At 65.6% G+C, this 13109-nt stretch carries 15 protein-coding genes and 1 tRNA gene; 9 read left to right on the top strand and 7 right to left on the bottom strand.

The annotated features are described in order from the left end of the window. A partial coding sequence (locus FNL14_RS07695) for a phosphoglyceromutase (protein ID WP_142059021.1) occupies nucleotides 1-727 on the bottom strand: 727 nt, incomplete at its 3' end. 115 nt (nucleotides 728-842) lie between these two features. Between FNL14_RS07695 and FNL14_RS07690 the strand changes: the two genes are divergently transcribed. Beyond that, nucleotides 843-1688, top strand: coding sequence for a class I SAM-dependent methyltransferase (locus FNL14_RS07690; protein WP_181762567.1), 846 nt, complete (start codon nucleotides 843-845; stop codon nucleotides 1686-1688). Nucleotides 1689-1750: 62 nt separating this feature from the next. On the opposite strand, the gene FNL14_RS07685 is transcribed toward FNL14_RS07690, so the two are convergent. Further along, nucleotides 1751-2119, bottom strand: a complete 369-nt coding sequence (locus tag FNL14_RS07685) for a DUF2516 family protein (RefSeq protein WP_091422246.1) — start codon at nucleotides 2117-2119, stop codon at nucleotides 1751-1753. 9 nt (nucleotides 2120-2128) lie between these two features. Further along, nucleotides 2129-3319: a PLP-dependent aspartate aminotransferase family protein gene (locus FNL14_RS07680; RefSeq protein WP_142058995.1), complete on the bottom strand. Its 1191-nt coding sequence runs from the start codon at nucleotides 3317-3319 to the stop codon at nucleotides 2129-2131. A gap of 111 nt (nucleotides 3320-3430) precedes the next feature. Between FNL14_RS07680 and tmk the strand changes: the two genes are divergently transcribed. The 4 genes from tmk (at nucleotide 3431) to FNL14_RS07660 (ending at nucleotide 6986) form a co-directional block, all read left to right on the top strand. Next, nucleotides 3431-4087 (top strand): dTMP kinase, encoded by a 657-nt coding sequence (gene tmk, locus FNL14_RS07675; protein ID WP_142058993.1) that lies wholly within the window; start codon nucleotides 3431-3433, stop codon nucleotides 4085-4087. Continuing rightward, on the top strand, nucleotides 4084-5226 hold the full coding sequence (locus FNL14_RS07670; protein WP_142058992.1) for a DNA polymerase III subunit delta': 1143 nt from the start codon (nucleotides 4084-4086) through the stop codon (nucleotides 5224-5226). Before tmk ends, FNL14_RS07670 begins: the two co-directional genes overlap by 4 nt. 18 nt (nucleotides 5227-5244) lie before the next feature. Then, the gene (locus tag FNL14_RS07665; protein WP_142058990.1) at nucleotides 5245-6810 is read left to right on the top strand and encodes an alpha/beta hydrolase; all 1566 of its coding nucleotides are present in this window, start codon (nucleotides 5245-5247) and stop codon (nucleotides 6808-6810) included. Nucleotides 6811-6913: 103 nt separating this feature from the next. Next, a tRNA-Thr gene (locus FNL14_RS07660) sits at nucleotides 6914-6986 on the top strand. Nucleotides 6987-7164: 178 nt separating this feature from the next. Here FNL14_RS07660 and FNL14_RS07655 read toward each other — a convergent pair. After that, complete coding sequence (locus FNL14_RS07655) at nucleotides 7165-7428, bottom strand: cyclase (RefSeq protein WP_142058988.1); 264 nt, start codon at nucleotides 7426-7428, stop codon at nucleotides 7165-7167. A 394-nt stretch (nucleotides 7429-7822) separates the two neighbouring features. On the opposite strand from FNL14_RS07655, the gene FNL14_RS07650 reads away from it, so the two are divergent. Next, entirely contained in the window at nucleotides 7823-8281 is a 459-nt protein-coding gene (locus tag FNL14_RS07650) for an STAS/SEC14 domain-containing protein (protein ID WP_142058986.1), read from the top strand. Between the two features lie 87 nt (nucleotides 8282-8368). On the opposite strand, the gene FNL14_RS07645 is transcribed toward FNL14_RS07650, so the two are convergent. Then, nucleotides 8369-9193 carry a DUF1206 domain-containing protein gene (locus tag FNL14_RS07645; protein ID WP_142058984.1) on the bottom strand — a complete coding sequence of 275 codons (825 nt, stop codon included), beginning with the start codon at nucleotides 9191-9193 and terminating at the stop codon, nucleotides 8369-8371. A 386-nt stretch (nucleotides 9194-9579) separates the two neighbouring features. Here FNL14_RS07645 and FNL14_RS07640 point away from each other — a divergent pair, with 386 nt between their 5' ends. From FNL14_RS07640 to FNL14_RS07630, 3 genes are all read left to right on the top strand, one after another. Continuing rightward, nucleotides 9580-10233: a DNA alkylation repair protein gene (locus FNL14_RS07640; protein WP_255470737.1), complete on the top strand. Its 654-nt coding sequence runs from the start codon at nucleotides 9580-9582 to the stop codon at nucleotides 10231-10233. A gap of 69 nt (nucleotides 10234-10302) precedes the next feature. Further along, on the top strand, nucleotides 10303-11283 hold the full coding sequence (locus FNL14_RS07635) for a hypothetical protein (RefSeq protein WP_142058982.1): 981 nt from the start codon (nucleotides 10303-10305) through the stop codon (nucleotides 11281-11283). Between the two features lie 38 nt (nucleotides 11284-11321). Beyond that, nucleotides 11322-11507 (top strand): hypothetical protein, encoded by a 186-nt coding sequence (locus tag FNL14_RS07630; protein ID WP_091422226.1) that lies wholly within the window; start codon nucleotides 11322-11324, stop codon nucleotides 11505-11507. A 110-nt stretch (nucleotides 11508-11617) separates the two neighbouring features. On the opposite strand, the gene FNL14_RS07625 is transcribed toward FNL14_RS07630, so the two are convergent. Together FNL14_RS07625 and FNL14_RS07620 are read right to left on the bottom strand one after the other, a co-directional pair. Then, entirely contained in the window at nucleotides 11618-12463 is an 846-nt protein-coding gene (locus FNL14_RS07625) for an aldo/keto reductase (protein ID WP_142058980.1), read from the bottom strand. Nucleotides 12464-12525: 62 nt separating this feature from the next. Continuing rightward, the gene (locus FNL14_RS07620) at nucleotides 12526-13014 is read right to left on the bottom strand and encodes a hypothetical protein (RefSeq protein ID WP_091422221.1); all 489 of its coding nucleotides are present in this window, start codon (nucleotides 13012-13014) and stop codon (nucleotides 12526-12528) included. Nucleotides 13015-13109 lie beyond the last annotated feature (95 nt).

Below are 13109 nucleotides of genomic sequence, written 5' to 3'. Positions count from 1 at the left end.
CGACGGCGAGGATGGCCTCTTCCGCGGCCTCGGGATCGAGGTAGGTGCCGCCGCGCTTGATCGGCTGGAAGTCTTCGTCCAGGTCGTAGACCAGCGGGATGCCGGTGGGGATATTCAGGCCGGCGATGGCTTCGTCGCTGATGCCGTCCAGGTGCTTGACCAGTGCGCGCAGCGAGTTGCCGTGGGCAGTCACCAGCACGGTCTTGCCGGCCTTCAGGTCTTCCTTAATGTCCGATTCCCAGTACGGCAGCAGGCGGACCAGGACGTCCTTCAGGCATTCGGTGCGCGGCAGGGCGTCGCCGAGGTCGGCGTAGCGGGGGTCGCGGGCCTGGGAGAACTCGGAGTTGTCGTCCAGGGGCGGCGGCGGGGTGTCGTAGGAACGGCGCCACTCCATGAACTGCTCTTCGCCGTACTCGGCCAGGGTCTGGGCCTTGTCCTTGCCCTGCAGCGCACCATAGTGGCGTTCGTTCAGGCGCCAGTCGCGCTTGACCGGGATCCAGCCGCGGTCAGCCTTGTCCAGGGCGATATTGGCGGTGTTGATGGCGCGCTTCAACAGGGAGGTGTAAAGGATGTCCGGGAGAACATCGTTCTCAACCAGGAGTTCCCCGCCGCGAGCTGCTTCCGTGCGGCCCTGGTCGTTGAGGTCTACGTCCACCCAGCCGGTGAACAGGTTCTTGGCGTTCCATTCGCTGTGGCCGTGGCGCAGCAGAATCAGCTTGTAAGTCATGATTTTCATCCTAGCCGAGCGCCGCTGCCGCCCGCCCAGCGTTACAGCCGGCGCAGCTCCAGCGTCACGAAGGGGCCGGCAGCGGACGATATGCCGGCAACGATAAGGTGGGCCGGTGGTGCAAAAAGCTGAACGGGTGGCCGCCCCGCAGATAACCGGCAGGAACCCGAATGGCCGGCAGGGCCGGCCGGTGGGCAACGTCACCCGGGGCACCACCAACCCCAACCGCATGCGCCGGCTGGACCGCTGGTTGACCGGGCCGCAGGCCTGGCGGATCCGCTCCGCCCCAAACCCCCTGGTGGTGGACCTGGGATACGGTGCCACGCCGGCCACCGCCGTCGAACTTTTTGAGCGGCTCTCCGCCATCCGGCCCGACGTCCAGGTGTGCGGAATAGAAATCGAGCCCGAAAGGGTCCGTGCCGCCTTGCCGCTGCAACGGCCCGGGCTGAGCTTCCAGGTGGGCGGTTTCGAAATTCCAGTTCCGGGCCGGCCTGTGCTGGTGCGTGCCTTTAATGTGCTGCGGCAGTACGAGGAAGCGGATGTGGCCGGGATCTGGCGGCTCGTGCAGGACCGGTTGTCCGGGGACGGCCTGTTCATCGACGGCACCTGCGACGAGATCGGGCGGCGGGTCACGTGGGTGGCGCTTGACGCCCACCGGCCGCTGTCACTGAGCTTCTCCGTCCGGTTCGGCAGTTTTGCCCTGCCCTCCGAGATCGCCGAGCGGCTGCCCAAAGCCCTGATCCACCGCAATATCCCTGGGGAACCGGTTCACTCCCTGATGCAGGCCATGGACCGGGCCTGGCTGGAATCGGCCCCGCTTGCTTCGTTCGGCAACAGGCAGCGCTGGCAATCGATGTGCCGACTTCTGCGCGATGCCGGGTGGCCGCTGCAGGACGGGCCGGCACGCTGGCGGCTGGGCGAACTGACCGTGGATTGGGAAGCAGTGGCCCCGCGCAGCTAGATCAACCGCCGGAGTCCCCGCGCAGGTAGGTCAACCACGGGAGCCCAGGGGGCCGGCGGGGATTACCAGGGCCCGTAGGGGCCCGTGTTGCGGGTGCCGCCGCGGCCGGCATCCTTGACGGCGGGGCGGACGTCGGCGAGGTAGACGGACGCTGCCACCACTGCCGCGAGCCCGAACAGTCCCAGCGTGCCAAAGAATCCGCCGTTGCCACCGTTGTTGAGCATTGAGAAAACGGAGATAGCGCCGACCAGCGCAGCACCTCCGGTCAGGGCCAGCCAAAAAGTCTTGGTCCGCTTGCCGGTGGCTTCAAAGGCATTGGCCCTGTGCCTTGCGCAGTCGACAACCGCCCACAACTCCAGCCCGAATGCCACAAAGGCAAGGATGAAATACACGGCCCGCTCTACAGGCTGGATAATCAGTTCACCGTCCACAAGCCCAGCCTAGCCGCCCAGCGCGTCCAGCGCCTGTTTCAGGTCGGCCCAGAGGTCCTCGACGTTTTCGATGCCGACGCTGAGGCGTACCAGGTTTTCGGGAACGCTGGCCGGTTCGGCGGTGTGCCGGCGGCGGCGTTCGATGAGTGATTCAACCCCGCCCAGTGAGGTCGCCGGAAGCCACAACTCCAAGGCCCGCACCAGCGCGTCCGCGGCATCGGGGCCGGTGATCCCTCCCACCGGTGCCACCTGGATGCAGATGATCGAGCCGAACCCCTTCATCTGTAGCTTCGCGCGTTCGTGTCCGGGATCGGCGGGAAGTCCCGGGAACCGGAGGGATTCAATCAGTGGATGGGCAGCCAGCCGATCAGCCAGGACCAGTGCAGAGGCCTGGGACCGTTCAATCCTCAAAGCGAGGGTCCGCAGCCCGCGCAATGCAAGCCAGGCTTCGAACGGGCCCGCGATCCCGCCGTGGATGATCCGGTGATGAAGCAGTGCGGAGCGGATATCGGGGTTGGATGTCACCAGGGCGCCGAGGACGACGTCGGAATGGCCGGCCAGGTACTTGGTCACCGAATGCAGAACGACGTCCGATCCCAGCAGCAGCGGCTGCTGGACCAAGGGAGTGGAAAAGGTGTTGTCCGTGACCACGATTGCTCCGGCGGCGTGCGCGGCTTCGGCGAGGGCAGGTACGTCCGCGATGCCCAGCATCGGGTTCGTGGGGCTTTCCAGCCAGAGCATGGCAGCCGGGCGTGTGGCCGGACCGCGGGGCGAGAGCGCTTCCTTGACGGCCTCGGTGTCCGCAATGTCAACGGTCCGGAGTTCGATGAAGCCTTTCTGGGCGAGCTCGGCGGCCATCACCAGGGAACCGGAATAGCTGTGCGACGGCATCACGAGCACTCCCCCAGCCGGGATGAGGGAAAGCGCCGAGCTGACGGCGGCCAGGCCGGACGCGTAGAGGAGGCCGGGCAGTTCCGAGCCTTCGAGCTGTCCGAGCGCCTCTTCAAAAGGATCCCAGGTGGGGTTGGAGTACCGGCCGTAGCCGCGGTCCCCGTCGGCAAGCGGACCACTGCCAAAGTATGTGGAGGACAGGACGATGGGCGGGTTGACCGGCTGGTCCCGGTCCCTTGGGGGACGTCCGGCGGCGACCACTACCGTCTCAGCTGCCAGGGACGCCGCTTGATGTTCGGAAAGGCTCATGGAGAAAAGCGTACTGTTCGCCGGCGGGAGCCTTGAAAGCCGTCTCCGGCCCTGTCCACATAGCACCGGCCTCAAACTGCGATTGACGGTGCGGATCGGTAGGCTTGTCCAGTGAGCAAACAACGCGCGGGTCTTTTCATCGCATTTGAGGGCGGGGACGGCGCCGGCAAGTCCACCCAGGCAGCCCGGCTTGCGGACACCCTTGAATCTCGCGGACTCACCGTTTTGCGCACCCGGGAGCCCGGCGGAACGCCGATAGGTGAGAAACTGCGGTCCCTGGTCCTGGACCACGGCCAGGGGCACATCGATGCCCACACCGAAGCACTGATTTTTGCCGCCTCCCGTGCAGCGCATGCAACCCAGGTGATCCGGCCTGCCCTGGAACGCGGCGAGGTGGTTTTGACGGACCGCTATATCGATTCCTCCGTTGCCTATCAGGGCGCCGGGCGGAACCTCGGCAAGGACGCCGTACGGTCCATTAACGCGTGGGCTACCTCCGGCCTGGAGCCCCACCTCACAGTGCTGCTTGATGTGGACCCGGAGGTTGGCCGCCGCCGCAGGACGGCCGGCGAGGCTGCGGAAGACCGGCTGGAATCCGAAGCTGACGAATTCCACCTGCGGATCCGGGACGCCTTCCTGGAACTGGCCGCCAGCCGCGCCGGTTCCTACCTGGTGCTTCCCGCGCATCTTCCCGTCGATGACCTGGCCGCGCAGATCCTGCAGCGCGTGGACGCCCTGCTGGCCGCGGCGAAGGTGGACAGCGCATGACGGTCTGGGACGACCTGCAGGGCCAGGCCGCCGTCGTCGAACAATTGCGCCAGGCCGCCAGCGGAGAAAACCTGACGCACGCATGGCTTTTCACCGGCCCGCCGGGCTCCGGCCGTTCGAACGCGGCCAAAGCGTTCGCTGCGGCCCTGAACTGCGACCAGGAGGACGTCACCCGTCGCGGCTGCGGGCAGTGCCCGGCGTGCCTGACCATCCTGGGCGAAACCCACTCGGACGTCACGTTCGTCCGGACTGAAAAGGTGACCATCACCATTGATGAGGCGCGTGAGCTGGTGGCTACGGCGGGCAACCGGCCATCTGCCGGCCGCTGGCGGATCATCGTGGTGGAGGACGCGGACCGGATGGCCGAACGGACCACGAACGTCCTGCTGAAAGCCATCGAGGAGCCAACCCCGCGGACGGTGTGGATGCTGTGCGCACCGTCCCCCGCCGATGTCCTGGTGACCATCCGTTCGCGGTGCCGCAGCGTGGCTTTGCGCCTTCCGCCCGCCGCCGATGTGGCCGCCCTGCTGGTGAAGCGCGACGGCGTCGAGCCCGCTTTGGCGGAACGTGCGGCGCGCGCGGCCCAAAGCCATGTGGGCATCGCCCGGCGGTTGGCCCGGGACCCCGCGGCGCGGGAGCGGCGGCTCGAGACGGTGCGGTTCCCACTGGGACTGCGCGGGGTCACTGCTGCGGTGATGATGGCGGAAAAGCTGGTCAAGATCGCAACGGCCGAGGCCACAAGTTCCAACGAGGAACGCGACGCGGCCGAGAGGGCCGCCCTGCTGGCCACACTTGGAGCACCGGAATCGGGCACGCTGCCGCCGGCCATGCGGAGCCAGGTGAAGCAGCTTGAGGAGGATCAGAAGCGCCGTGCCAAGCGGTCCGTCACCGACTCGCTGGACCGCACCCTCACGGACCTGCTGTCTTTCTACCGGGATGTGATGATTATCCAGCTCGGGAATGCTGTGGAGCTCGTAAACGTTGAGTTGAGGAGTGAATTGGAGGAGTTTGCCAGCCGCTCCACTCCAGAAGCCACACTTGCCCGGATGGATGCCATCAACAAAGCCCGTGAACGCATCACCACCACCAACGTAGCCCCGCTGTTGACCATTGAGTCCATGGCAGCCAGCCTGATCTAACCCTTCCAAGGAGACCCGATGACTGCCCGCCCCCTGCCCGCACGCCCCGCATCCTGGGTGATTGCGGCACGTGCCGCCGGGGCCATGGCCCTTGCCATGATTCTGGCCAGCTGCAGCCTCCTGAACGGCGGTGACCGCAACCAGGAAGCAGCCACGGCAAAAGCCGACCCCTCGATTGTGGCGTCCGCTCCGGCCGGGCTTGAGGAGTTCTATTCACAGGAAGTGGTGTGGGAGCCGTGCGAAAACGGCTTCCAGTGCGCCAAGGTGGAAGTGCCCGTGGACTACGGCAATCCCGGCGGCGACACCATCGAACTCGCGGCATTGCGGTCCCCCAGTACCGGCAACAGAACAGGCAGCCTGCTCGTCAATCCTGGCGGCCCGGGGGCATCCGGGTACGACTTCGTCAAGGATGCCGCAGGGACACACTTTTCCCAGGCGGTACGCGACGCGTACGACCTGGTGGGCTTCGACCCCCGGGGCGTGAAGCGCTCCGCCCCCGTGACCTGCATGACGGACGCCGAACGCGACGCTGCGCGTGCCAAGATCTACAACCTGGACACGGACGAAGGCCTGCAGGAAGTACTGACGGACAACAAGGCCATTGCCGCCAAGTGCTCCGAGCAGACCGGGGCCGTCCTGGCCCATATCGACACCGTGAGTTCGGCCAAGGACCTGGACATCCTCCGCGCCGTAGTCAACGACTCGAAGCTGAACTACCTCGGATACTCCTACGGCACGTTCCTGGGGTCCACTTATGCCTCACTTTTCCCGGACAACGTAGGCCGCATGGTGCTGGACGGTGCACTTGATCCGTCCATCAGCAACGAGGAGCTCACCCGGGGCCAGGCGCGCGCCTTTGAAAAGTCCATTCGGGCTTATGTCGAGAGCTGCCTGAAGCAGGACGGGTGCCCGCTGAGCGGAAACGCCGATTCCGGCGTGCAGCAGATCCGCGACCTCATCAACGCTGTCCAGCAAACACCGCGCACGGCCAAGGACGGCCGGGTGGTCAACGCCACGATGTTCGTCAGCGGCCTGATTACCCCGCTGTACAACGACCAGAGCTGGCCTGCACTGACGCAGGCCCTGGACGCTGCCATGGCAGGGGACGTTAGCCTGATGCTTCGGCTGGCTGACCTGGGTGCGGACCGTGCGTCCAACGGCACGTACACCTCCAACTCAACGTTCGCGTTCAACGCCATCAACTGCCTGGACTATCCCATGGAGTCGGATACCGCAGCCATGCGGGCTGAACAGGAGCGGCTGATGCAGGACTCCCCCACTTTTGGGTACTTTTTCGCCTATGGCGGCACCAACTGCGCTGACTGGCCGTACAAGAACCTCCGCACCCCCGCACCCGTGGAATACACCGGTGATGCCCCCATCGTGGTGATTGGTACTACGGGCGACCCCGCCACCCCCGTGGAGTGGGCCGCCTCGCTCCGCAAGCAGTTAGGCAACGCCTCCCTGCTGACCTGGACAGGGGAAGGCCACACAGCTTACGGCCGGTCCAACAGCTGCCTTGAGGACCCGGTGGACCGCTACCTGGTGAGCGGTCAAGTGCCCGCCGACAACACGGTGTGCTGAAGGCCTCAGCCGGATAGCCCCGGCCATTTTGACCCGGGCGCGGGGACTCTATTACAGTTGACTCTTGCATGAAGGGCCCGGTTCTTCCGGGCGGTTATGCGGTGCTTCCTTAGCTCAGTCGGTAGAGCGTTTCACTCGTAATGAAAAGGTCATCAGTTCGATTCTGATAGGAAGCTCGGGATAAACCCCGGACAGCCCCTGGATTTAGGGGTTTCCGGGGTTTTTCGCTGGTTAAGCGGCGTCGCCCGTTTGCGCCTCCAGGCATTGCGGCCACAGATCTCAGGGTTAGCGGCCGAACGCGGGACACCGTGGAGCCGAACGTCAGAGGGTGCGCCTAGTCTTCGGTGCCTTGGGCTACTCGAAGAGTTCCACGCGCGGTTCGCCCTGGACGCCGCTGCGCTGCATGGCGTCCCTCAGGTCGTCCCTGCCAAAGAACGCCCTGGCGGTGTCCACGCTGTCGAAATGATGGATGACGAGGACGTTATTAGGATCATCAACCATCTGGTGTACCGATTCCTGAGTCACCCCGCCGGCCTTCTGCATGTCGCCAACGGAATCGTAGACCTTGCGCCAGGAGTCGTAGTCGGCGACGCGGTGAAGGATGATTGCAACGGTCATGGTGCTTCTCCTTTGAAGCGTGCCGCGCTGTTCGTTCAGACCGGCCGGGGGCAGTGAGCGTCAGGGCATGGTCTTCGGCGGCGCGGACACAATTATCTGCAGCGGCACAGGATTGGGCCGCCACTGGCCGTCTTACTCCCGCCCTCACAGACTGTCAACAGGCGCCGGCCGCCGCTGAACGTTCCCAGTTCCGGCAGTCCGCGAACTCCTCCCTTCCCCGCTTCTGCAGCAGGCTCAGCATGCGCCGCGGGCCAGCCTTCCACGGGCATTGACCTTATGGACTCCCGGTTTATTCGGGGGTAGGCTGACCTCCACGCGGTCTGAGGGCAGGCCCGGTTCAACTGCGCCGGCGGGGCCGCACTTGAAGCACATCGGGGGGAAGATGATGGTTCTCGTGTCCGACTTGGGACGCCAATTTCCTACGAATGGGCGCAGTGCCACTGAGCCCACCAACCCGCATGCCCCCGACGAAGCCTCAGGTACGGCTGGAGGGAAGGCCACCATCGAATACGCCCGTGAAGGAGTGGTGCGCATTACGGTGCCTCCGGGCAGCCGGATCACCGCAGAGGACGGGACTTTGATCCGGGACCGTTTCTTGACGCTGACTGCCGGTGCCGGTGCCGCTGTCCTGCTGCAGGTCACCGGGGTGGAATCCGTGAGCAAGGAGGCCGTTCGGATCATCGTTGAAGCTGTCACCGTCACAGCGTTTGCAACGCTGGGCACCACCGACGTGGACCGGGTCATCGCCCACGGGCGGAGGGGACTACCGGTGCCGCGGTGCCCCATACGGTATTTCTCCGATGAACAGCAAGCCTTGGCGTGGCTGACCCCGCAAGCTCCAGGCGGTTCCTGAATCAATTCTTTAATTGTGGCGGCGGGAAGTGACGAGGGAGCCATTCCTCAGGTCCGGGGCCCCGAGCGGCGTTGACCAAGCGCCCCTTTAGAACTTCCCGAACCGTGCCCGGGCCATGGAGTATGCGCCGTAGCAGATCAGTCCTGCCGCAATTGCGGCGAGGAGGAATACGCCGTACGGCTGCGAACCCAGGGTTTTCAGGCCGCCGTCCAGGCCCGAGGATTTCGAAGGATCCGCCGTTGCAGCTGCAGCGATGATCAGGACACCCACCACCGCAAGGACAACGCCTTTTGCGGTGTAGCCGATGGTCCCGATCCATTTGACGGCCGAACGGCCGTTTCCCGGGTCCTGCAGGTCGTTCATGAACTTCCTCGTGACACCGCGGTAGGCGTAATAGGCGCCGGCAACGATGATCGCCAGACCGGCGGCAATCAGCAGCACCACGCCGGCGGGTGCACCCATTAGCCTGGCCGTAAAATCACTCGCGGACTGGCCGGAATTCTTGCTTCCGCCGGATGCGAAGACAGCGAAGGTGAAGGCCAGGAAGGCGAAGACCACTGCTTTTCCAACGGCTGCCCCCGCCGTTTTCAGTTTCTTCTTCGACTCGCTTTCGGTACGGGCCAGATAGAACGCTTCGCTGACCATCCAGAGCGCCAGTGCCCCACATGCCACCACACCCGCCCAGAGCAGCACGGGCCCGCCCGGCTTGGAGGCGATCGATGCTATCGCACCGGATTGGTCGGCCTCCCCGCCCTGGCCCCGGTCCACCTGGAGGGCAATGACGCCGATCAGGATGTGCACCAGTCCGATGAAGACATAGCCCGTTCGAGCCAGGATCCGCAGGGCCGGGCTTCGGCTGGCCGACGCAGCTTCGGATACCGCCCGGTTAGCTTTCCCCGAGACACTGCCCATGACCGGCCTTTCCCGATATGCACCTGTAATCCAATCGTGCGCCCGGCAGCCCAGCCCGCTACACGGGGGAATAGTTCAGTGTAGATCTCTGCTGGCTGTCCCGACAGACATACAGGGCCGGATAAGCGGCCCCCGCCACTGCCGGGACTGAAAGCAGACTCGGGAGAAATCCCGAGGGGGGAAGGCACGCTGGAGTCTTCCATGCAAGGCTCCGCGCCGCCGTCGTGCCATTGGTTGCAAGTGCGGGCCCCGCCGGAAAGTACCCGGCAGGTATGCGGCCGGCAGGCTTGCGTCGTAGGCTGAACCTGGCGGGCGACGGAAAGGAGCCAGACGTGGCCGGGACGGCATTGAACGAGGCGGCGTTGACCGGTGCGGTGGCCGAGGTGATGGCTGAACTGGCTGCCCTTGAGGACCCGCGGGCGCGGGAGGTTAACGAAAGGCACGGTGACGATCACGGTGTAAACCTCAGCAAGCTCCGCGCCGTGGCAAAGCGGCTCAAGACGCAACCGGAACTCGCCCGTGAGCTGTGGGCCACGGGTGACACGGCAGCGCGTTTGCTGGCACTCCTCATCTGCCGCCCCAAGGCGTTCGGGCGCGACGAGCTGGACGCCATGCTGCGGGAGGCCCGCACACCCAAAGTGCATGACTGGTTTGTGAACTATGTGATGAAGAAAAGCGCCCACGCAGAAGAACTTCGCGCCGCATGGTTGGCTGACCACGATCCGGTGGTTGCCAGCGCCGGCTGGGCTCTGACCAGTGACCGCGTGGCGAAGCAGCCTGACGGCCTTGACCTCACCAGGCTGCTCGACGTCATCGAAGCTGACATGAAAGATGCCCCGGAGCGGCTGCAGTGGGCGATGAACACCTGCCTGGCCACTATCGGCATCTGGCACGCCGAATACCGCGTCAGGGCTGTCGAAATCGGGGAGCGGCTGGAAGTCCTCAAGGACTACCCCACTCCTCCTGGCTGCACTTCGCCCTTTGCGCCAACCTGGATTGGCGAAATGGTGCGGCGGCAGAAGAACATAGAGGAACCGTAGCCACTACAGGCCGGGGCCCGGTTGCAGGCCTGTCAGCCAGGAGCAACACCGGCCCCTAAGATGGCGTGCATGGATGACGAGGCCCTGGCAGAGATTGCCAACGAGCTCTATGCCAAGCCGCTCGACGATTTTATCGGCGCCCGCGCAGCTGCGGCGAAGGAAGCCGCCGGCCGGGACAAAGAATTGGGGGCGGCTGTGCGCGGGCTCCCCAAGCCGTCGGTTGCCGCCTGGGCCGTGAACATGCTGGCCCTGCATGAACCAGACGTCCTCGCCGGGCTGAGTGATCTCGGCAGCCGCATGCGTGAGGCGCAGGCCTCACTGGACGCCACGGCACTGCGTGAGCTGGGACGTGAGCGCCGCACCCTGCTGGCCGCCGCCGTGGATACCGCCCGCGCGGTGGCCCAGGAGCAGGGCCGGTCCATCAGCGAGGCCATGGCAACGGACGTCGAAGAGACCTTGCGCGCCCTGACCGCCGATGCCGGAGCGGCCGCCGCTGTCCAAAGCGGCCGCCTGCTCAAGACGCTCTCGGCGGACGGCGTAAACGCCGTGGACCTTGACGGTTTGGTGGCAGTGCCCGCTGCCCTCCCCGCGGCGCCCCGGTCGGTTCCTGCTCCGGCTGGGGCGGTACCGGACAGGCCGCGGAAGGAGGGTACGACGACGGCGGGCGCCTCCCGTCCGAAGCCGGACAAGCCGCGGCTCGAGGCAGTCCGGCAAACACCGCGGCCAAAGTCACCGCCCGCGCTCGAGAAAGCAAAAGCCGCCCTGGCCGAAGCGGAGGCCGCCCAGGCGGAGACGGCTCAGCTTGCCCGGGACCTGCAGAACCGGGCGGAGGGGGCGCGCACCGAGATGGCTGAACTCCTCCAGGAAACAGCCGAACTCCGGACGCGCCTCAGGGCGGCTGAGGACCGGCTCGAGCAGTTGCGCAGAAGCCTCGCCGCCACTGCTGCCGAGGCAAAGCAGGCGGTGCGGGCTGCGGACAAGGCAGAGCGGACTGCCATGCTGGCGCATGAGCGGGTCCTGCGGCTGGGCAGCATGGACACGCCGTCCTGATTCCAAGGAATGTCAGACCCCGGTTGCACACTGGATTTATGGAAAACCAACCCGTACAGGAATTTCACGTCACCTACTTCGACGCCGACTGCGGCCGTGCCCGGGCTGAAGTCTTTAACACCCTGGCAGAGGCAGAACGCTTCGCCAGCCGCCACTGCCACGGCGAGGACAGCTGGGCTGTTGTGGACGCCGTTCCCGTGCAGCAGGTCCGCATCGCCGCCTGAGCCTTCCCACTCCCCAGCGAAGCCCAGGACTCGTGCAGCCGCTTAACGCAAGCAACCCGCGTTGCCCGGGCAAAAATGCCAGGCAACGCGGGTTGTACGCCCCGTTGGAATTAGGCGAAGTCGGAAACTGCCGGGTCCGGGCCGATCCGGCCTTCGCCCTTGGCGGTGCGGTCCAGTGCATTGATGGCTTCGACGTCGTCCGCGTCCAGGGAGACGTCCAGTGCTGCGAAGTTTTCACGGATCCGGGACTCGGTGACGGACTTCGGGATCACCACGTTGCCGATGGCAAGGTGCCAGGCAATGACAACCTGGGCGGGCGTGGCTCCGTGCTTGGCAGCAATCGCGGCCACTGCCGGGTCCTCCAGGAGCTCGCCGCCCTGGCCCAGCGGGGACCAGGCCTGGGTCAGGATCCCCTTGGAAGCGCCGAATTCGCGCAGTTCCCGCTGGCTGAAGTAGGGGTGCAGCTCGATCTGGTGGATGGCCGGGACCACACCGGTTTCGTCGATGAGCCGCTGCAGGCCCTCAACGGTGAAGTTTGAGACACCAATGGACTTCACCCGGCCGCGCTTCTGCAGCTCAATCAGCGCCTTCCAGGTGTCCACGTACTTGTCCTGCTTGGGCTGCATCCAGTGGATCAGGTACAGGTCCAGAGTCTTGAGGCCCAGCCGGTCCATGGACTCCTCGAATGCGGCGAGGGTGGACTCGTAGCCTTGGTCCGCGTTCCACAGCTTGGTGGTGATAAAAAGCTGCTCAGGTGACAGGCCGGAGCCTGCGATGGCCCGGCCAACACCGGACTCATTGCCGTAGATTTTGGCGGTGTCGATGTGGCGGAAGCCCGCTTCGAAGGCCTGGCGGACCACCTTTTCCGCCACTCCGTCCTCAACCTGCCATACGCCGTAGCCGAGCTGGGGAATCTGGTTACCGTCGTTGAACGTCAGTGTGGGTGAAGAAGTCATTCCTTTATCCTGCCAAACCACAACGGGCCGGCCGGCGAAATACCGCAGAGTAAGCCAGACGCTTAACCGGGAATATCTTCCCGCCCGGTGGCGGCATCGGAGCCGGAACCTTCCTCGGCAAGGTGCCTCTCGGCGTCGGCCACCTGCTGGAATACTGCCTCGGCGCGGCGACGTACGGACGCGGCGCCTACCGGAATGGGGCCAACGGCGAGCCGGAGCATGGCGGCAGCTTCGGAAGTGGTGGCCAGGGAATTGCCGGCCTTGGACAGCGCCCGGTGGACGCCTGCGAGCCGGACCGGGATGTCCAGTCCTTCGCTGGGCGAGCGCTGCTGCGCTTCCATACAGACAGCCCTGACCCGTTCCAGCAGCGCGGCGAGCTCATTGGCGATCTCCACGAGCTCGCCGTAGAGCTGGTCATCCTCCACGCCTTCGAGAACCTGGTGGAAGCGGTCCAGCCCCCTCTGGAAACGGTCGTGGGCGCGCCGCCACAACCCTTTCCCCAATTCCACGTCGTCCTTGCGCCCCTGCCTGGCGGCGCTGAAAAAGCCCAATGAACCTAGAGGTACTGTCCGGGACCGTGGTCCGGGTCGTTCGGCTGGCCGGGGCGGCCTGGAGCGGCGGGCCGGGGGCCGGCGGGGGCACGCTG

Origin of the sequence: Pseudarthrobacter sp. B4EP4b (assembly GCF_006680095.1) — a bacterium.
Classification (GTDB): domain Bacteria; phylum Actinomycetota; class Actinomycetes; order Actinomycetales; family Micrococcaceae; genus Arthrobacter.
This window is presented reverse-complemented; position numbering and strand designations above follow the sequence as displayed.

Excerpts from the sequence above, each read along its gene's own strand:
- FNL14_RS07645 (WP_142058984.1), bottom strand. The coding sequence starts at position 9,193 with ATGGGCAGTGTCTCGGGGAAAGCTAACCGGGCGGTATCCGAAGCTGCG.
- FNL14_RS07635 (WP_142058982.1), top strand. The coding sequence starts at position 10,303 with ATGGATGACGAGGCCCTGGCAGAGATTGCCAACGAGCTCTATGCCAAG.
- FNL14_RS07665 (WP_142058990.1), top strand. The coding sequence starts at position 5,245 with ATGACTGCCCGCCCCCTGCCCGCACGCCCCGCATCCTGGGTGATTGCG.
- FNL14_RS07630 (WP_091422226.1), top strand. The coding sequence starts at position 11,322 with ATGGAAAACCAACCCGTACAGGAATTTCACGTCACCTACTTCGACGCC.
- FNL14_RS07670 (WP_142058992.1), top strand. The coding sequence starts at position 4,084 with ATGACGGTCTGGGACGACCTGCAGGGCCAGGCCGCCGTCGTCGAACAA.
- FNL14_RS07640 (WP_255470737.1), top strand. The coding sequence starts at position 9,580 with ATGGCTGAACTGGCTGCCCTTGAGGACCCGCGGGCGCGGGAGGTTAAC.
- FNL14_RS07655 (WP_142058988.1), bottom strand. The coding sequence starts at position 7,428 with ATGACCGTTGCAATCATCCTTCACCGCGTCGCCGACTACGACTCCTGG.
- FNL14_RS07625 (WP_142058980.1), bottom strand. The coding sequence starts at position 12,463 with ATGACTTCTTCACCCACACTGACGTTCAACGACGGTAACCAGATTCCC.
- FNL14_RS07680 (WP_142058995.1), bottom strand. The coding sequence starts at position 3,319 with ATGAGCCTTTCCGAACATCAAGCGGCGTCCCTGGCAGCTGAGACGGTA.